This window comes from Rhodobacteraceae bacterium M382 (assembly GCA_025141015.1).
GTDB classification, from domain to species: domain Bacteria; phylum Pseudomonadota; class Alphaproteobacteria; order Rhodobacterales; family Rhodobacteraceae; genus Aliisedimentitalea; species Aliisedimentitalea scapharcae.
Genome location: CP081098.1, coordinates 1,389,418 through 1,409,039 on the forward strand (window position 1 = coordinate 1,389,418; position 19,622 = coordinate 1,409,039).

Here is a 19,622-nt window from a genome sequence, read left to right on the forward strand (position 1 = left end):
TTGTGTGCTCCGGCTGTTGCGGCCGGTTGGGTCGGGGCCGTGCTCAGACGGCAAAAACGCGGGTATCCTTGGCCGTCCAACTGACAGTGATCTGTTCGCCGATGGTCAGCGGCTGGCCTTCGGCGGCATCTGCGGTCAGGCGCACCATGACCGGATCCGGGGATAGGGCGGTGTTCAGATGTACCTGCAGATCCAGCCCGTGATAGGCCACGGCACTGACACGGCCGGTCAGGGTATTGTCGCCATCGCGCTGTCCCAGTCGCAGTCGTTCGGGGCGCACAGCGGCGACGGCCCGTTCCCCGTCGACGGTGTCATGATCCAGAGGTGCGGAAATTCGGGTGCCGTCCTGGGCCACCAACGCATCGCCCACCCGCTGGACCGGCAGGAAATTCATCACACCGATAAAGTCGGCGGCAAAGCGGCTTTTGGGGTGTTCATAGATTTCGTGCGGTGTGCCGCATTGCAGAAGTTTACCGTCCTTTAGAATGGCAATCCGATCTGCCATCACCAGGGCTTCTTCCTGATCGTGGGTGACGATGATGAATGTAATGCCGAATTCATGCTGAATGCGTTTCAGTTCAAGCTGCATGTCACCCCGCAGCTTCTTGTCCAATGCGCCCAGCGGTTCATCCAACAGCAGCAGCCGGGGCCGTTTGACCAACGCACGGGCCAGGGCGACCCGTTGACGTTGCCCCCCCGACAGTTGGTCGGGTTTGCGGTTGGCGAGCGGCGACAGCTGAATAACTCCCAGGATCTCATCGACCCGCTGTTTGATCTCGGGTTTGGGCAGCTTTTCCATCTCCAGCCCATAGGCGATGTTCTGGAACACCGTCATATGCGGAAACAGGGCATAGGACTGAAACATCAGGTTTACCGGGCGGTGGTTGGGGAGAATGTCGGAAATGTCCTGCCCATCCAGCAGAATGGACCCGGCGTTGGGTGTTTCAAATCCGGCCAGCATCCGCAGCAGGGTGGTCTTGCCGCTGCCCGAAGCCCCCAGCAGGGCAAAGAATTCGTTTTCGCGGATGTCCAGATCGATCCCGGCCACGGCCTTGATCGCGCCAAACCGCTTTTCTATGTTTCTGAGCGACAGCAAGGTCTGGGTCATTGTCCCGGAAGCCCTCCGCGGTTGAGACGTTGCGACAGGGCGAGCGCGATGACGGAAAATGTCATCACAAGAGTCGCCAATGCGTTGATTTCCGGTGTGACGCCAAAGCGGATCATGGCAAAGATCTGCATTGGCAAGGTGATTGAATCCCGACCGGCACCTGCGGTGAAAAAGGCGATGATGAATTCATCCACAGACAAGGTGAACGCCAGCAGCGCCCCAGCGATCACCGCGGGCAGCATCACCGGCAAAACCACCCGCCACAGGGTGATCGGGGTCGAAGCTCCCAGATCGACCGAGGCCTCGACAATCGACCAGTCGAACGTCTTGAGCCGTGCGCGGACGACGGAACAGACAAAGGCAAGGTTGAACACAACGTGGCTGACAATCACTGTGTGCAGACCCATGGTCAAATTCAGCAAGGAAAAGAAACTGAGCAGTGCAATCGCCAGCACGATGTCGGGAATGATCATCGGGGCAAAGATGATGGTTTCGATGAAACGCCCCTTGCGGCGGCGGATTTCAACGCCGATGGCCAACAGGGTGCCCAGGATAGTGGCCAGAACAGTTGATACGACGGCTACAAAGAGCGTGTTCAACGCTGCACCGATGATTTCGTCGTTGGCAAAGAGCGCGCCATACCATTTGGTCGAAAATCCGGTCCATGCCGTCGGCAGGCCACCGTCATTGAACGACAGGGCAAACAGCACCGAAATCGGGATATAGAGAAAGGCAAAAACGGCCGAAAGGATCATCAGCATCAGGCGGCGATTGGCTTGACCGTGCATCTCAGCTGCCCTCCCCACGTGCGCCCGAGGCGCGTTCCGTGGCAAACGTCTGAAGCGTCAGCAACCCCATCATGATCGCGATCAGAAACATCGACAGTGCCGCGCCAAACGGCCAGTCGTTGGCAGTCAGAAATTGGGCATAGACCAGGTTGCCGATCATCTGGAATTGACCACCTCCCAACAAGGCGGGGGTTACGAAATTTCCGATCGACAAAACAAAAACAAAGACAAATCCGGTGGCGATCCCTGGAACAGTCATGGGCAGGGTCACCCGGCGAAACGTTGTCCACCCCGACCCGCCCAGATCGCGCGAGGCTTCGGTGATTTCGGGATTCAGCCGGGACAGCGGCGCATAACAGGCCAGAATGACAAACGGCAAATAGTTGTACACGAGCCCGATCACCACCGCGCTTTCGGTATACAGCATCTTGGGCAGTTCGCCTTCATAGCCAAATGTCTGAACCAGCGAAGCAATCAGCCCCTCGCGGTTCAGCAGCACGATCCAGGCATAGGTTCGCACCAGATAGTTTGACCAGAACGGCAGAACCGCAAAGAACAGCAGGATTGGTTGGCGCCTGGCGGGCGCAGCAGCTATCGCATAGGCCGCAGCATACCCGACAACAACCGCGATCCCGGCTGACAGCCCGGCGATCCAGGCGGATTTCAGGAATATCCCGGCATAGAGCGGATCAAAAACCAGCCAGATATTTTCCAGCGTAAACGTGTATTCGATGCCGCCATAAATGCCCCGCCGAAAGAACGCCAAGGCCAGAATCAGCAGGCAGGGGATCACCATCAGGCCGGTCAGCCATGCCAGGGCCGGGGACATCAGGTACAGGGACTTGCGGTCAGTCATCAGGGGCTCGTCACACGGACGCAGGCGATCAGATCACCCGGTCAACTTGATTGGAAAAGGCGGCCCGACGCCATTCAAGCACCGGGCCAAGTATCCCACTGGGATCGGGATCAGTTGGCGGCCTTGATTTCAGACACGGCGCGGGAATAGGCCCGGGTTGCCTCGCCCACATCGCGCAGCTGTTCGTACCCGACCAGCGTATCCGGGGTCAGACCCATATTCGGAAAGCTGGCAATGAAATCGGCGGACAGGGCTGACATGGCCGGCTCGTTTGGCACCTTGTACAGGATGTTTTCCGCTGCCCAACCGTGGTTCTTGGCATCCAGGATAAAGTCCACGAACGCATAGGCCGCATCCTTGTTTTCCGAATTCTTAAGGATCACCATGGTGTCGACCCACAGATCCGAACCCTCATTCGGGATCACATATTTGATGTCGGCGTTTTCCCCGATGCCATAGTTGCACCAGCCATCCCAAGCGTGGACCAATTCCGCCTCGCCCGACACCAGTTTGGCGTAAAAGGTGGTATCGTCATAGGCCAGCAACGTCTTCTTGGCTTGGATCAGCAGGTCGCGGACTTCGTTCAGCTTGTCGCCATCGGTTTCATTCACCGAATACCCTTTGGCCAACTGACCGGCAGCCAGCAGCCAGCGGTCGGTGGCGAGCATGGTTGTCTTGCCGTTCAGGTCGTCGCTGGGATCCAGCAAGTCCATCCAGCTGTCGGGGGTATCGGCCACCAGGTCGGACCGATAGCACAATCCGGTCGTCCCCCAGGCATAGGGAACCGAAAACATGTTGCCGGGATCATGCTCCAGTTTGGTCGCCTGATCATAAAGGTTCGCCATGTTGGGAATCTTGGCGTGGTCCAGGTCCTCGGCCAGTCCCAGATTATGGAGCACTTCGGCAAAAGGGGACGACACAAAGACGACGTCATATCCCTTGCCCTTGGAGGCAATCAGCTTGCCCATGATCTCTTCGTTGGTGCCATGCAGAACCAATTCGGCACTGTTGCCGCTAGCCGCGTTAAAGCTGTCGATGGCATCGGGGGCCATATAGCCATCCCAGTTGGACACCACCAACCCGTCGGCGGCCAAGGTGCTGGCGCTGAACGTCAGGCACAGACCCACTGCGGTGAGCGTTTTCGGGACCTTTCGAAACATTCCAATTCTCCTCGTTTCCTGTTGGATGCCGCATGTCCACGGGACCTGCGGTTTTTGGTTTTGTTCCAAGCGGCTGTTGTTCGCCGCACTGCAATCTAGTATTAATGAAAGAAAAAGTACGTCAAACTGTATTCATTGTTCTTTTTTGACTTGGTCACTTTGCGGGCCTTGTTGTGCCTGAAGGGAGTCGGGAGATGTCAGAGATTAGGCGCAATGCTCGGCAAAGCCATATCGCTCTCGCCAAGCAGGTTTTGAGTATCGCGCTGGAGCGGGGCATGAGGCGGGGGGATCACCTACCGGAACAGGCGTTTTCCGAGGCCTGTGGTGTGTCGCGAACGCCAATTCGATCTGCATTTAAGATGCTGGAAAGAAATAGTGTTTTGGAATGGCGTCAGGAGGAGGGGTTTTTCCTGGCGGTGGATTCGGCGGATCAGGCCTCCAAGGCCTTGGAGGCCTTTGAGGAAGCGGAGGATTCGTTGGCGCGACGGATCCTTTCGGATCGGGCGGATCGGCGCATTGAGGATGTGCAATCTGTGAGCGCCTTGGTGCGGCGGTATGGAGTGTCGCGCAATTCGGTACTACTTGCGCTAAAAATACTATCTCAGGACGGAATTGTCACGCAATTGCCGGGGCGGGCCTGGGCCTTTCAGCCCATGATCGATTCGCCTAAATCTGTCGATGAAAGCTTTGACTTCCGTCTGTCCATGGAGCCACAGGCCATCATGGCACCGGGATTTTCGCTGGATATCAAACGGGCCGGGTTGCTGAGAACACAGATTGACGATTTCCTGCGTGCTGGCGAAGAGCGTCTGACTACGGGCGGATTTCGCCGTATCGACACTGAATTTCACAGCCTCATTGCGCAAAGTTCAGGGAATCGGTTTGTGCGCGGCGCTCTGTTGGCGCATCACCGATTGCGCAAGGCATCCCGACGCAGTACGTCGATGCCGAGTTTTCGCATGAGACAGGCCATGATCGAACACCTGGAAATTCTGGACAGCCTGGAACGCAACCAATTCGACCTGGCTGCTGACCAAATGGTGGTGCATCTGCGCCGCTCGCGCATTCGACGGCCCGAGGCAGCGAACCGGGGTATCCCGCCTTTGACAAGAGGGCCACGCGCGTGACTGTTTCGCCCACCATTGCCCTTTTCCCCGAAGCCGGTTTCGGTGCGGGGCTGAACTGTGTTGGCATTGCCCAGGAGCTGCGGCACCAGGGGGCCAATCCCGTGTTCATCTGCCACCCGGGGTTTACCGGTGTCTTTGCCGAATACGGGTTCAAGGAATACCACCTGCCGCAAAGGCTCAAGAATAGCGCCGAGGCGGTAGAAGACTATTGGCAAGGCTTTATCACGACGCATCTGCCGCATTTCAACCTGACACCGTTGGAACAATTGCCGACCTATGTTGCCCCCACATGGGAGGCTATCGTCGATACGGCGATTGCGGTCGAAGACGATCTGGGCGCGCTTCTGGACCGGATCAAACCCGATGCCGTCCTGCTGGACAATGTCATCATGTTCCCAGCCATCGCCAAGGCGGGGTGCCCCTGGGTGCGGATCGTCTCCTGTGCGGAAACCGAGATCCCCGATCCAGCTGTGCCACCCTATTTATCTGGGCTGGATGGTGACGACGCCACAGGTCGCGTGGCGTTCAAGAAAGCCTATGATCGGCACACCCGCACGTCGCATGCACGCTATAACGAATTTCGCAAGAAACGTGGCGCGGCGGCGCTGCCCCCTGGTCTGTTTCTGGAGCCGTCACCGTCGCTGAACCTGTTGCTGGCACCCACCGTGGTGCGCCATGACAGGGAAAACCAGTTGTCCGCAGAGCAATTCGTTTTCCTGGAAGGATGTGTCCGGCAAGAGGCCCCCTTCGAAATTCCCGACTTTCCGGTCAATGATGGTCCGATGATTTACATCAGCTTCGGGTCCCTTGGTGCCATTGATACCGATTTGATCCGTCGTATGATTGATGTCTTTGCCACAATTCCAGCGCGCTTTCTGGTCAATGTTGGCGGGTTCGAAGATTCGTATGAGCATATCCCCGACAACGTCCATCTGGGTAATTGGTTTCCGCAACCATCTGTCGTCGCCCAATCCGCGCTTTTTATCCACCATGGCGGCAACAACAGCTTTTGCGAGGCGTTGTTTCATGGGGTGCCCTCGCTGGTCATGCCGTATTGTTGGGATGGCCATGACAACGCGCGCCGCGCCGAAGTCAAAGGGGTTGGTCGCCGGGTTGATCGAGCCAATTGGACGGCGCGGTCCCTGCGGTCCGAAATTTTGTCTCTTTTGAATGATGACGACATGCGTGTGCGCCTCAAAGCCGTCTCACATCAGATGCAGCGCCATTCTGGGACGCAACGGGCCGCGCAATCGGTGTTGGATCTGGTCGCCAAAAACCGATAGCCACCCAGTTTCAGGTGTCGAATGCGCGGCGGAGCCCGGCCGCAATCAGGGCTGGAATTTCGGGCAATAGGCCAACAACAGGCAGCAGATCTCCGGCAAACCCCGCGTCCTGCAAAGCCTTGGTGATATCATTGCGAACGTGGTCGCCCTGTTGAGCAAAAAAGGGGAGACACATGGTTTGGGTTCCGCATTTTCCTGCAGCATCTGTCACAAAGGGGCGTTGTTCGACAAATCCGACGGTTATTCGTGTGGTGTCGGCGACAGCGGACAGGGCCTCGGCAAAGCCATAGGCGGCTTCGGCGGCCGAATTTCCGCGCGCCGATCCATGTGCAGCCAGCAACAGGTCTGTGTCCGGCAGAGCCCAGCCCCGCTTTTCGACCTCAGCTTGGAGAAAGCGGGCCACCATCGCCGGCAGGTCCGGATCCGACCCCAGCGGGTCGGTTGTTCTGGTGGACCGTCCGGCCAGTCTTTTGGGCAGAACCTGATTTGTGAACCAACCTCGCGCCATAAAACAAGGATATACAAGCGCATCAGCGCCCGCCTGTTCACAGACCTGTTCCAGCCTCCCCGGCATCGCCAGTGTGGCAGACAGAACCCTTGTGTGCGGCAATTCCGCCTGAACCTGTTGGGTCAATTGGCTCAGCGCTGCTTCGGCGGGGGCCGGGGCCGAGGGCTGACCATGTGCGACCAGGATCGCTGCGGGGCGTGTATCTGTAGGCGGGGGCAATTGGGTCTCCACGGGTTCGGATGCCTGGTGCAAATCGCAACCTAGGGCGCAGGGTGGGGGTTGGCAATCTTGTGCCAGAAAAGAATGCTCAGGGTGACGGGCAAAAATAAAAGACCCCCGTACCCAATCGGGCTACAGGGGTCTTTGGGGTCGCGTGAGGGGGTTGGACGGCTGGCTTCAGGTCCAGTTCTCTGGTCCCTTGTGAGAAAACTCCTGAACCAGAAAGTCGATAAACGCCCGTACCTTGGGCTGCAAAAAGCGTCCGGGCGGGTACACAGCATAAATCCCCTGCTTGGTTGGGGGCAGATCCGGCAACACCTTGACGACCTGTCCGCTCTTTAACGCATCCGAGTAAAGATAGCTGGGTAGATAAGCCAAGCCCAGGCCAGAGATGGCAGCATTCAACAAGGATTGCCCGTCGTTGATGCTAAGCGAGCCGGCGGTCCGGACCTGTCGGAACTCTCCCGAGGGAGAATTCAGCTTCCAGACACTGCCGCTAGATCCCTGTGAATAATGCAGCAATCGGTGGTTGTTTAGGTCTTCGATCCGCTGTGGTTGACCGTGTTGCTCCAGATACCTGGGGCTGGCCACAATCCGCCGGTTGGTTTCGGCCAGCTTGCGGGCTTGCATGGTGCTGTCTTCCAGCGCACCGATGCGAATGGCCAGATCGAAATTCTCTGAAATCAATTCGACAAAGCGGTTATTCAGGACCATGTCGACTTTGATGTCTGGGTAATTCTGCATGAAGTCACCAAGCGTTGGTGACAGATGTGAGACGCCGAAGTCCGTTGCGACACTGACCCGCAGCAACCCCGTCGGGCTGCGCTGCATGGCTGTGACCAAAGCATCTGCCTCGCCAGCGTCATTCAGCACACGTCGCGCCCGATCATAATAGGCCAATCCGATGTCGGTGGGGTTGACCCTGCGAGTGGTGCGGTTCAACAGCCGCGCGCCCAACCGATCTTCGAGGTTGGACACATGTTTGGACACCGCCGATTTCGACAGGCCCATCTTCTTGGCTGCATAGGTGAAACACCCCTGGTCAACCACATTGGCAAAAGCTTCCATTTCAGTCAGTCGGTCCATGTCATCCCCCCGAAATAAACCACAGAGCCGCTGTGCCGCTGGCATCGGTCTGTATCGGTCGTTACTCATGAACGTGAGATGGTCGGTTGAGGACCAAATGACATGTGATTTCCTGCCAAACACTTGGTATTTGCAGCCAAGCGCAGATCACCTGTGTCTTCACGAGGGGGGGGGCAAAGCCGCCAACGGGGCTTTTGGGTTCAGATCATGCAAAGCTGCTGGGGCTGGCTCCGGTCCAACGTTTGAAGGCCGTGGAGAAGGCAGCCTGATCCGAATAGTCCAGGAAAAAGGCCACCTCGGCAATGCTGAAGCCTCCTTTGAGATAGGTTTTGGCCAGGTCGCAGCGCAAGTCATCGACAATCCTGCGGAAGCTGAGCCCATTGTCCTTGAGCCGTCGGGCAAAGGTGCGTCGGCTCATCCCGACACTTGCGGCAACTTCGTCGGCGGGCGCGATCCTCCCTGGAAGGCTGGCAGCCAGAACGCCTTCGATCGAGGCGCGCAGCGACGGAGGTGCAGAAGCGTGTTCCGCCAACAGCCGGTCCCCATATTGTAACAGATGCTCCCGAAGGCTGGGTTCATAGGTGGGAATAGGCAACGCCAATGTCGAAAGCGGAAGAATGATTTCGGGGGTTTCAGCTCCAAAAACGACAGGGAAGCCCGCCAGCTTCCTGATCTGATCGGCTTCGGCCTTTACGACGTGGTCAAACCGAATTTCGATCGGATAGAACGTGACCTGCGTGGTTGCCCGCATCCGGCAAAGGGCGGCGAACATCAGGTATTCCATGTATCTATGATAGCGGTAAAACGAAGGGTTGGCCCGCTGAACCTTGAAGGACGCTGAATTTCCACCAATGTCCAAAGTAAAGGAATGACCGGAATCGATGATATGGTGATAGCGTTGTGAATTCTCGATCGCGTTGCCCAGCGTTTGTGAATACTTGTTGATATAGCTGGTCAGCGTGCCGGTTTCCCCCAGGTTCAATCCTGCCCGCACCCCAAAAACCGGATCGCCCAGAATATCACAGGCGTTGCGAATAAAGAGGGCTTCGCCTTCGGGGTTTATCTTGTTGTCGTTGCCTCGGTATTTTTCTGGCAACCCGGCGCGGCGCAGGACTTCTTCAAGCGCGTTGCGATCGCTTGTTTGTTCTTGGAAAAACGCGATCAACTGCCCAAACCGTCCGGTACCTTGTGTCATGCTTTATCTCTCCCCCAACCCGCGCGCGTGGTATAACCCGCATAAACGATGCAATTTGAATGTTAGCGCGGTAGCGGGATGATTTCCAAGAATGCATTGAATATCGCGGGGAGAGCAGCAGAGAGGTTTGGCTGGTGCCTTGATGACAGGCCGGTTCACGAACACAGGATCGTCAGCATTCAGATTGGCCTGATCGTGTCACCAACACAGACACACAGAGCATCCAGCGCAATCTAAGGCATTCAATTTTAAAGGGAAAATTTTTGGAGCGGGCGGCGGGAATCGAACCCGCGTCATTAGCTTGGAAGGCTAAGGTCTTACCACTACACAACGCCCGCTCATCTTTGCTCTTCCTATTCCAGCGTTTTTTTGAGGTCAAGGTCTCTCCTCAAATTGTTTTGCAGAAAGGTAGGGTCGGGGTCGGGTGTACCCAAAACGCGCGGATATTGGGGCATTTGGAGGATATCCAACCTGCATCCCAAGCCCGAAACCATGCGTCCCGTTACTGTTCGTCTTTCCTTCATCGGTTTCGGATGCCAAAACAGGGAATGTCGAAAAAGACCTTGAACCCATCCAACCTCGAAGCCCTCGGCGCAGAACGGCTGGCTGCACTGCTGATGGAAGTCAGCGCAGGCAGCGCCGACATCAAACGCCGCTTGCGGTTGGAGTTGAGCCATAATCTGGGTGCGACAGAGTTGGCCAGAGATGTGGCCAAACGGCTTGTGTCCATTCGGAAATCGACCAGCAGGATCAGTTGGCGAAAACGCAAGGCGTTGATCAAGGACCTGGAGACCCAAGTGGCGATGATCGTTGAAAAGATCGGGCCAGAGGATCCATCTGCCGCATTTGATCTATTGTGGCAGTTCCTGGAAATCGCGCCATCTGTCCATGAGCGTGTGGATGACAGCCGGGGCGAAGTCGGCGATGTGTTTCGGGCAGCCATTCAGCAATTCGCGGATCTGGCACCGCGCGCGCTTCTTGAACCCGATGCCTTGGCGGATCGTGTATGGACGGTGGTTCAAGACAACGGTTATGGCGAATGGGATGGCATCATTCCCCTTATGGCTCCGGTGCTCGGGTCCTCTGGTTTGGCCCGGCTGAAGGCGCATGTCGAAGCATATGCGTCAAGCGCCGAGGATGACGGGGCCGAAGATCACGCTGCCATACAGTTCTTGCGTCAATTGCGCGGTGGGACCAGCTATGTGGCTGACCGCAAAGCCCGTTTCGTCAAATGGTGCCTGCAAGAGATCGCAACCGTCGCTGGGGATACGGATGCCTATATTGCCCAGTTTTCGGAGGCGGAGCTGGAACGCAAGGGCGTCGCAGCCGAGGTTGCCGTCTTATTGGTTGCACAGGGCAAAGCGAGCGACGCTTTGCAAGTATTGTTGAATGCGGATCAAGAGGGGCGGACGCAGGAACATGACGCCTGGGATGAGGCCTATATCGAATGCCTGATGGCGTTGGGGCGGGATGAGGACGCGCAGGAACATCGCTGGTCTTGCTTTGGTGCGTCTCTGAACCAGAAACATCTGCGCGCCTATCTCAGACGTCTGCCGGATTTTGATGATGTCGAAGCCGAAGAACAGGCCAAACAGATTGTTCTGGCGTTTCACAGCTTCTCCACTGCGCTCGACTTTTTCCTCAAATGGCCGGACTTGCTGAGCGCGGCACAATTGGTTGATCAGCGTGCCGATGAAATCAACGGGGACCACTATGCGCTAATGGCACCTGCGGCCGAGTCCCTGCGGGCCAGACATCCGCTTGCAGCTGTCCTGCTTTGGCGGGCCATGATCACCAATGCGCTCGAACTGGGTCGTGCATCCAGATACGGTCATGCAGTGGATCATTTGCAGGATTGCGCCGCTCTTGACGGCGAGATCGAGGACTATGGCCGGTTCCCGACCCACGCGGACTTTCTGCAAGGGTTGCGAGACAGGCATGCACATAAATCATCCTTCTGGTCAAAGATGTATTGACGTTCTTGGGGCGTGTCATTTGTCGTCAAACCTGAATGTTGCCCCCAGCAGGTAGCTGTTCATCACACGCCTTGCGGGAGGCGATGCCTGTCGGTCGTGCAGCTGCCCACATTGGCCATGACAGGATTGAAAGAGCCGTCCAGAGAATCGCGAAGATTGCCAAATTCAAGTTGCCCTGTCAGTGTGTCGTGACATTTCACAGATCATTCACACATGCCAAGAGACAAAGGATACAATTATGGCTTTTCCCGATTTCGTCACAGCATTGCCCAGTATTGATGTGCCATTTCCTGAGGATGTCGTGCAAACAGCGGTTGTACAGTCGGACGCCGGTCTTGTGGCCTTCTTTACCTTCCTGAAGGATATGGAGCTGCCTATGCATTCTCATGGCGCGCAATGGGGCACCGTGGTCGAGGGAGAAATCGAGTTAACCATTGGCGGCGAGACAAAGATCTATAGACCCGGTGATAGTTACTCGATTCCATCAGGAGTCGAACACGGCGCAAAGATCAAGGCGGGGGCCCGCGTTATCGACGTTTTTGAAGAAGCAGACCGATATCCGATCAAAGGGTGAGGACGACGGCAAACTCATGGCGTGCCAGGGGTTTGTGTTGACCTTGGGCAGTTCTGGATTGTTCAGTGTATCAAACGGTTGGATGAACGATGTCGTGGGTTGCTGTCCGCGATGACCCAGCATGAGCACGCCGTTCTCTGACCGCCTGCAAGGCGAGGCTCTGATCGATCTGGGCAATGTTCCCGAATTCGTATCAGGGAGACTGCCCCGCAGGTTCTACACCTGTTTATGCAACGCCATGTGCCTATACGTGGCTTGCACCCAGTTGAACGGGTGACAAAGCGTTGTGAGTTGACCCGGTGTTGACGCACCCGGGGCGTTACATGCATTTGGACGATAGTCCGCGGCATGTATTTTCAGACCGATTTTGTCACTGCCAATCGCCGCTCAGGGATGAGAGGCGCGTCTGACCTTGGTCCTCGTACAGCCACAGATCCTGTCGGCGCATTTTCTGCTGCTGATCGGTGTTGGAGCGGCGATGGGAAATACCTGGAAAAAGTCGCTCCACGCCCGGTCTTTACGCATCTATCACTCTTTTCGAAGTCCTTGCAGTCGATCTATGATTTGCCGTCGGGATGCGCTGTCTTGAGCTTCATTCCAAAGCGCCGAAATCAAAACACAGGCTTGCCAAGGGGAAACAAATGACAACGAACGGGCAGGCTTCTTTTGGTCAAATTGCGATTTGGGGCGATGTTCAGGTTCTCACGGATGCGCCGGTTCATAATCTTGTTTGGGAAGTTGAAATTCAGGCGCACATCAGCGCTGCGGCGATGGCCGAGAAATTGTCCAAGGCCTTGTCGCGGGTTGTGCGTCGCCAACAGGGTTTGCAGTCGGTCTTTGCAGCCATACCAGGTGGTGTGTCCAGCATCCGCAGCGGGACCGAAACTGTGAGGATCGAGGTTGTGGACGCGACCGCGCAATCCCGGGAATGCGACCGTAAACGGGATCTGGAATTTGGGATGGCCGCTTTTGATCTTGGGGCCGGACCGCTCTATCGGTTTCGTCTCGAACACAGGCGCGATGCTACGTTCAGGCTGGTGTGCGCCTTCCACCACATGATTATTGATGGGCTGACCTGGACCGTTTTTCTGGAGGACCTTCGGGACGCTTTGACCCAAACTCCCTCCGAGCCTTTGAGCGTGTCGTATCAGGATTTTTGCGAGGCACAGCAAAAGGATGCACAAAGCGAAGCCTTTGCCCCATCAATCGCCTACTGGCAGGAGAAAACCGCGTCACCAGGAGCAACATGGGATTTGCCTGGGGACAGGTCCGCGAACAGTGCACACAGCGCAGCAGGAGGCGTTTTGCAGGCCGCTGTGCCGCGCCGTGTCTGTCAATTGTTGGTCAAAAGATCTGCGGAACTGGGCCTAAGCCCATTTCGGCTTGCCTTTGCAGCGTTCTCCGAATGGGCATCCCGGATATCACGACAACAGGACGTCATGATTGCCACAACGCTGGGGCCTTTGCCAACGAGCGGTTTCAAGGGTGTCATTGGGTTGTTTGGTACTGTGCATCATATCGAATCTGTTCGGACATCTGAGACCACCTTTTGTGATCTGGCCTATGGCGTCAGTCGCCAGATCAAGCTCTCTCAACGGCATCAGGCGGTTGCGCTGAGAACCGCATTCGAAGCCGCCAACGGGTCCATGAACCGCCGGTCTGCCTATGTGGCGCCACCGGCCGCTTTCACCCGGCTCCCTTCGCGTCGAACTTTTGAAACACAGGATATGATTTTTGGCGAAAAACGGGTTTTTCTGCCGGTCGCGAACCGGGATCTGGGAGTCTATTTTCAGGACGTGGGGGAAAGCTTTGAACTGACGTGGGTCTATCGGGAGGCCCGCTTTGATCGGTTCTGGATTGAAAGAGCCGCGCGTCAGTTTGAACATATTCTGGAACAAGGTTTGAGTGACCCGGACCAGAAACTGTCTGCCCTGGCGACCACGCCCCCCGCAGAGCGCGCCGAGATATTGCGCCATGCCATTGGCGAACCGGCCGATGCGCCGACGGACACGCCGTTACATCGGCTGATCGAACGCCAGGCACAGAAAACCCCCAAGGCAACAGCGGTCGTCTGTGAGGCTGAACGGCTCACTTATTCCGAAGTTGACACCAAGGCGAATTACATCGCGCATCGTCTGACGGCATCCGGTGTCAAACGCGGAGATCTGGTGCCGATGGTGATGGCATCGTCGCCCGAGATGCTATTGACCGAACTTGCCGTTCTCAAGATTGGCGGGGTGTTCGTTCCCTTGGATTCGGGGTGGCCCAAATCCAGGGTGCTGGCAGTTGTGAACCAGATCCAGGCCAACGTCATTGTGACACGGATCCAGGATCGCGCCGCGTTGGCGTATCTGGATGTCCCGACCGTCGAATTGCCTGCGCCGTCCGAAATCTTGCAGCTTGACCAGTGTTCCGACGGTGTGGACATCGGGGCGGACGACCCGGTGTATTGCCTGTTCACCTCTGGATCGACCGGTCGGCCCAAGGGAGCAATCAATACCAACCAGGGTGTTGTGAACCGGATTCAATTCATGCTCGACCGGTTTTGCTCGGGCTTTGACCCCAAGGTTCTGGCAACCTCCGGGACAACAGCCGATACCTTGGTCTGGCAGTATTTCTTTCCTCTGTGCTGTGGCGGTACATGCGTCATCGCACAACCCGAAGTGTTGATTTCACCAGACCAAACAGCCGAAATTTGCCGGAAAGAGCAGGTGACGTTGCTGGATTATGTGCCGTCTGTGTTCAACGAGATTGCAAATCGGGCCGACAATGACCCCGGTTTTGGCGACGCTCTGGCATCGGTCCGCACGATCCTGATTGGCGGCGAGGCCATGCAACCGGAACCCGTAAACCGATTTCGCGCGCGGTTCCCAGGAGTTTCTGTTTACAATTCTTACGGTCCAACCGAGGCGGCCATCAGCGCCGTCGTACATCGCATAGATGAGAACATCACCGCGCCTGTGCCGATCGGCCGCCCGATTCCCAACGTGACAGCAGTTGTTTTGGATGACTTTGGCGATATCGCGCCCTTTGATCACATCGGAGAATTGTACCTGGGAGGCGTATGTGCCGGTTTGGGGTATCTGGGAGACCCTTGGAAAACGGCTCACAGCTTTGTACAGCTTCCAAAGGTTGGCCCGGGTCGTTTCTATCGGACCGGGGATACGGCCTGGATGCGTGGGGATGGTCTCCTGATGACGACGGGTCGGTTCGATAATCAGATCGCGCTCAACGGAACACGCATAGAGCCGGGCGAGATTGAAGCCGCCCTGATGACCCATCCTGATATCGTTGAGGCGGTTGCCGTGCTGCAAAACAATCCCGAAAGGCCGCACCCGTATCTGGCGGTTCTGGTGGTGGCGGAGCCGGACGTGACAGTGACGGCGACGCAATTGCGGGATTTTCTGGCGGATCGCGTTCCTCGCAACATGCTCCCGGGTGCCTATTATTCGGTTGGTGCCCTGCCGCGTGGTGCATCCGGGAAAATCGACCGATCAGCGGCGACCAATTGTCCAGACGCCGTGCAGCTGCACATACGATGCACGAACCAGAGGCCGCTGAATGAACTGGAAACCACGATCGTCGATATCTGGAAAACGGTTCTGGCGTTTGACAGTATTGGGGGGGAGGACAATTTCTTTCTCGATCTTGCCGGCGATTCACTGACTGCATTGAAATGCCATATGCTGTTGGAAGAGGCGCTGAACAGGAAGCTGAGCCTGCAGGATTTTTTCCGACATGCGACTCCGATTTCGTTGGCGCAGGCAGTGTCGAACCTGCAAACGCCCGCTGAAACACCCCCCGAGCTGCCCCGATTCCAAGCCATTCAATCCAAATTGCAGCCATTTCTGAAAACGTGGCAGGGTGAACAAAGCCGCGCGGACTCGCTTTTGTACACCTTGAACGCTGCCGGGCGCGGAAAACATCTGTTCTGGTGCTTCCAGGGGTTCAACGAACTAAAGCAGCTGGCCGATCATCTGGGTCCGGAGCATCCGGTCACTGGTATGCGATCAGGGCATCTTGTGTTTGATTACGCTCAACCTGATGTTCAGGCGCTGTCTGCGCATTATGCCTATGAAATCGATGCTCTCAAACCTGAGGGCTGTCTGACGATCGGGGGCAATTGCCAGGCAACAGTCATCGTCCGCGAGGTGGTGCGCCAACTCAGGGCAAAAGGTCGTGTGGTTGATTTGACCATTTTTATGGAGGACACGGATTTTTCCCGCCATCTCGGTTCAGCCGCGTTATTATATGGACGTGACAGTCATCTTAACCCCTTTTCTCATGGGGCGGACCCGTCTGCCTGGTTCAACAACCTTTATCCAGATGGCTTTACGTCTCATACAATTCCAGGCGGGCATGCACAGTTCTTTACAGATCAGAACATTGTCGGTTTGTCGTCAGTGATCAGGGGGTTGCTGAAAAGAGAGGTTTCGGCGGCAGACCCGTGAGACAGGGGCGGGATTGCTGAATAGCAGTCACAACAACGGTGCCGCTGCAAACCTCCAGGACCGGTCAAACAAGAATGCGGTCGGCAGCGCAATTGCTCTGTTGTGGGTGTTCGGGCCAGATTGGCGCTCGAGCGATAACTGGCTGTGTGACCTGTTTCTATCGAACGCAAGCGGCCCGCCCGCGGGTTGGTGATTGCCATGTGGCAGGTCGCGAGCGCCGTGTTGTATTTTGAATTCAAAAGGAAATTTATCTACTAATTTTATAGTTTGACAGGGTGCCATTTCTGGGACTACCGTCTAGGTGGCCGACAATTGTCGGTACAAATAATAATCTTTGGGAGGAGACATGATGCGTAAGTATCTGCTCTCCGCGACTGCGGCCGTTGCCGTCATCGCGGGGTCGGGGACTGCTTTTGCCGATACGGCAGCAGCCCAGAAATGGATTGACCAAGAATTTCAACCATCCACGCTCAACAAAGACGAACAGATGTCTGAGATGGAATGGTTCATCCAGGCGGCCGCACCGTTTGCAGGCATGGAGATCAACGTCCTGTCGGAAGGCATCCCGACCCATGGGTATGAGTCGGAAGTCCTGACCAAGGCGTTCGAGGAAATCACCGGGATCAAGGTGAACCATCAGATCCTTGGCGAAGGCGAAGTGGTGCAGGCTGTGCAAACACAGATGCAGACCCAGCGCAATCTCTATGACGGCTACGTCAATGACAGCGATCTGATCGGCACCCATTCGCGGTTGCAACTGGCCTATAACCTGACCGAACAGATGGCGGGCGAATGGTCTGGCACCACATCTCCGACACTGGATCTGGATGACTTTATGGGTATCCAGTTCACCACGGGCCCGGATGGCAATCTGTACCAGCTGCCTGACCAGCAGTTTGCGAACCTCTACTGGTTCCGCAAGGACTGGTTCGACAATGAGGACAACAAAGCTGCGTTCAAGGCCAAATATGGCTATGAGCTGGGTGTTCCGGTCAACTGGTCGGCCTACGAAGACATTGCTGATTTCTTCAGCAACGACGTGAAAGAAGTTGATGGCGTCGCGATTTATGGCCACATGGATTACGGCAAACGCGCCCCGGATCTGGGCTGGCGGATGACCGATGCCTGGCTGTCGATGGCGGGCACCGGGTCCAAAGGGGAACCAAACGGTGTTCCGATCGACGAATGGGGCATCCGAATGGAAGCTGGGTCGTGCAACCCGGCTGGTGCGTCCGTGTCACGCGGTGGTGCTGCAAATGGCCCGGCTGCGGTTTATGCGATCCGCAAATGGGATGAATGGCTGCGCGCCTATGCACCTCCCGGGGCTGCGTCCTATGACTTTTACCAGTCGTTGCCCGCATTGGCGCAGGGCAATGTGGCCCAGCAGATCTTCTGGTACACGGCCTTTACTGCAGACATGGTCAAGCCACAGTCCGAAGGCAACAACACGGTCGACGGTGACGGCAACCCGCTGTGGCGGATGGCACCCAGCCCGCATGGACCTTATTGGGAAGAAGGTCAGAAGGTTGGTTATCAGGACGTTGGATCCTGGACATTCCTCAAATCCACCCCGACCGATCGCGCTCAGGCGGCTTGGCTTTACGCGCAATTCGTAACGTCCAAGACAGTCGATGTGAAGAAAAGCCACGTTGGCCTGACCTTCATGCGTGACAGCACCGTCAACCACGCCAGCTTTACCGAGCGCGCTCCAAAGCTGGGTGGCCTGGTTGAATTCTATCGCTCGCCGGACCGTGTGGCATGGTCGCCAACCGGCATCAACGTGCCCGACTATCCCAAGCTGGCACAGATCTGGTGGCAACAGATTGGCGATGTGAACTCTGGTGCCTTTACCCCCCAAGAAGCGATGGATCGTCTCGCCGGTGAAATGGACATCACCATGGCCCGTATGCAGGCCGCCGATGAGGCCGCCAATGTTTATGGTGGCTGCGGACCCCGTCTGAACGAGGAAAAAGACCCCTCGGAATGGTTGGGCAAAGGTGGTGCCAAGGCAAAGCTGGAAAACGAAAAACCGCAGGGCGAGACCGTCAACTATGATGATCTGGTCGCGCGCTGGAACCAGTAACAAGACCGTTGCACTGGCCCTTTTGCTGGGGGGCCAGTGTTTGGCCGAAACCGTCTTCCTGGGTTTCGGCCAGCCTTACCGGGGCAAGGGAATACGATGACAATTGAGTTAAGAAACGCCACCAAGGTGGTGCGTGGGATCACCCATATCAAGCCAACATCGCTGGTTTTGGAGACGGGGCATTTCAATGTCCTGCTTGGTCAGACCGGCGCGGGCAAGACATCCTTGATCAAACTGATGGCCGGGCTGGATCCGCTGGCCTCGGGGCAGATCCTGATGGCAGGACAGGATGTTTCAAAGCTGTCGACACAAAAGCGCAATATCAGCCTCGTGCACCAGTTCTTTGTCAACTACCCGCATATGACCGTGTTTGAAAACATCGCCTCCCCTTTGCGGGTTGCAGGTATGGCAAAATCCGAAATTTCCGACCGTGTGCAGGAAGCTGCGGATATCCTGCAACTGGGACCGATGCTCAAACGGCGCCCCCAGGAGTTGTCTGGCGGACAGCAACAGCGGTGCGCGTTGGCGCGTGCCATTGCCAAGGAAAGCCAGGCGGTTTTCCTGGACGAACCGCTTGCCAATCTGGACTACAAGCTGCGCGAAGAGCTGCGCGAACAATTGCCCGAGCTGTTTGCAGGGCGCGGGGCAGTGGTGGTCTATGCCACGTCCGAGCCGGAAGAAGCGTTGCTTTTGGGCGGCCGGACCGCGTTGATGCACGACGGAGCCGTGACCCAGTTTGGCGCTACAACGGACATTTATCGCAACCCCGAAAACCTCACTGCGGCGCGCGTCTTTTCCGATCCACCCATCAATGCCGCCGAAATTACCAAGACCGGAACACAGGCGCGCCTGAGGACGGGGGTGACCTGGACGTTGACCGGGGCTGCCGCGGCGCTGACAGATGGCCAATACACCGTTGCCATCCGTCCGCACCACGTCACACCGGTCGCGGCGTCCGCCAGTGACGTGGCCTTGAACGGCATTGTGCAGGTGACAGAATTGTCGGGGTCGGACTCCAGCGCTCATTTTCAGATGGGCAGCGACGGTTGGGTATCCTTGGCCCACGGCGTCCACCCGTATCAGGTCGGTGAAGACCACCGGTTTTACATGGACGCCAGCAAGGCCTTTTTCTTTGCCCCGGATGGGAGCCTGGCAGCATGAGCCGTTTGACCAATAGAGCCCGGATATCGCGGGTCGAAGATCGCGAA

14 protein-coding genes and 1 tRNA gene are annotated in these 19,622 nt (G+C 56.7%); 7 read left to right on the forward strand and 8 right to left on the reverse strand.

What is annotated here, in order from left to right; all coding sequences use genetic code 11:
- Positions 1 to 43 precede the first annotated feature (43 nt).
- The 4 genes from K3727_06365 to K3727_06380 all read right to left on the reverse strand — a co-directional run bounded on the left by K3727_06365 (position 44) and on the right by K3727_06380 (position 3,912).
- Positions 44 to 1,108, reverse strand: a complete 1,065-nt coding sequence (locus K3727_06365) for an ABC transporter ATP-binding protein (GenBank protein ID UWQ92414.1) — start codon at positions 1,106 to 1,108, stop codon at positions 44 to 46.
- Positions 1,105 to 1,896, reverse strand: a complete 792-nt coding sequence (locus K3727_06370) for an ABC transporter permease (protein ID UWQ92415.1) — start codon at positions 1,894 to 1,896, stop codon at positions 1,105 to 1,107. Before K3727_06370 ends, K3727_06365 begins: the two co-directional genes overlap by 4 nt.
- Before the next feature lies 1 nt (position 1,897).
- Positions 1,898 to 2,755 (reverse strand): ABC transporter permease, encoded by an 858-nt coding sequence (locus tag K3727_06375; protein UWQ93290.1) that lies wholly within the window; start codon positions 2,753 to 2,755, stop codon positions 1,898 to 1,900.
- Between the two features lie 107 nt (positions 2,756 to 2,862).
- Positions 2,863 to 3,912 carry a spermidine/putrescine ABC transporter substrate-binding protein gene (locus K3727_06380; GenBank protein UWQ92416.1) on the reverse strand — a complete coding sequence of 350 codons (1,050 nt, stop codon included), beginning with the start codon at positions 3,910 to 3,912 and terminating at the stop codon, positions 2,863 to 2,865.
- Between the two features lie 194 nt (positions 3,913 to 4,106).
- Here K3727_06380 and K3727_06385 point away from each other — a divergent pair, with 194 nt between their 5' ends.
- Entirely contained in the window at positions 4,107 to 5,039 is a 933-nt protein-coding gene (locus tag K3727_06385; GenBank protein UWQ92417.1) for a GntR family transcriptional regulator, read from the forward strand.
- Positions 5,036 to 6,322 (forward strand): glycosyltransferase, encoded by a 1,287-nt coding sequence (locus K3727_06390; protein UWQ92418.1) that lies wholly within the window; start codon positions 5,036 to 5,038, stop codon positions 6,320 to 6,322. The genes K3727_06385 and K3727_06390 overlap by 4 nt, the downstream gene beginning before the upstream one ends.
- Positions 6,323 to 6,332: 10 nt before the next feature.
- On the opposite strand, the gene K3727_06395 is transcribed toward K3727_06390, so the two are convergent.
- The 4 genes from K3727_06395 to K3727_06410 form a co-directional block, all read right to left on the reverse strand.
- Positions 6,333 to 7,061 (reverse strand): cobalamin biosynthesis protein CbiX, encoded by a 729-nt coding sequence (locus K3727_06395; protein ID UWQ92419.1) that lies wholly within the window; start codon positions 7,059 to 7,061, stop codon positions 6,333 to 6,335.
- A 165-nt stretch (positions 7,062 to 7,226) separates the two neighbouring features.
- Positions 7,227 to 8,135, reverse strand: a complete 909-nt coding sequence (locus K3727_06400) for a LysR family transcriptional regulator (GenBank protein ID UWQ92420.1) — start codon at positions 8,133 to 8,135, stop codon at positions 7,227 to 7,229.
- Positions 8,136 to 8,340: 205 nt separating this feature from the next.
- On the reverse strand, positions 8,341 to 9,330 hold the full coding sequence (locus K3727_06405) for an AraC family transcriptional regulator (GenBank protein ID UWQ92421.1): 990 nt from the start codon (positions 9,328 to 9,330) through the stop codon (positions 8,341 to 8,343).
- Between the two features lie 264 nt (positions 9,331 to 9,594).
- Positions 9,595 to 9,668 (reverse strand) — tRNA-Gly (locus K3727_06410).
- 210 nt (positions 9,669 to 9,878) lie between these two features.
- Between K3727_06410 and K3727_06415 the strand changes: the two genes are divergently transcribed.
- From K3727_06415 to K3727_06435, 5 genes are all read left to right on the forward strand, one after another.
- The gene (locus K3727_06415) at positions 9,879 to 11,306 is read left to right on the forward strand and encodes a hypothetical protein (GenBank protein ID UWQ92422.1); all 1,428 of its coding nucleotides are present in this window, start codon (positions 9,879 to 9,881) and stop codon (positions 11,304 to 11,306) included.
- Positions 11,307 to 11,544: 238 nt separating this feature from the next.
- Positions 11,545 to 11,880: a cupin domain-containing protein gene (locus K3727_06420; GenBank protein UWQ92423.1), complete on the forward strand. Its 336-nt coding sequence runs from the start codon at positions 11,545 to 11,547 to the stop codon at positions 11,878 to 11,880.
- A gap of 641 nt (positions 11,881 to 12,521) precedes the next feature.
- Positions 12,522 to 16,331, forward strand: coding sequence for an amino acid adenylation domain-containing protein (locus K3727_06425; protein ID UWQ92424.1), 3,810 nt, complete (start codon positions 12,522 to 12,524; stop codon positions 16,329 to 16,331).
- Positions 16,332 to 16,680: 349 nt separating this feature from the next.
- Entirely contained in the window at positions 16,681 to 18,414 is a 1,734-nt protein-coding gene (locus K3727_06430; protein UWQ93291.1) for an ABC transporter substrate-binding protein, read from the forward strand.
- Between the two features lie 96 nt (positions 18,415 to 18,510).
- On the forward strand, positions 18,511 to 19,575 hold the full coding sequence (locus K3727_06435; GenBank protein ID UWQ92425.1) for an ABC transporter ATP-binding protein: 1,065 nt from the start codon (positions 18,511 to 18,513) through the stop codon (positions 19,573 to 19,575).
- Positions 19,576 to 19,622 lie beyond the last annotated feature (47 nt).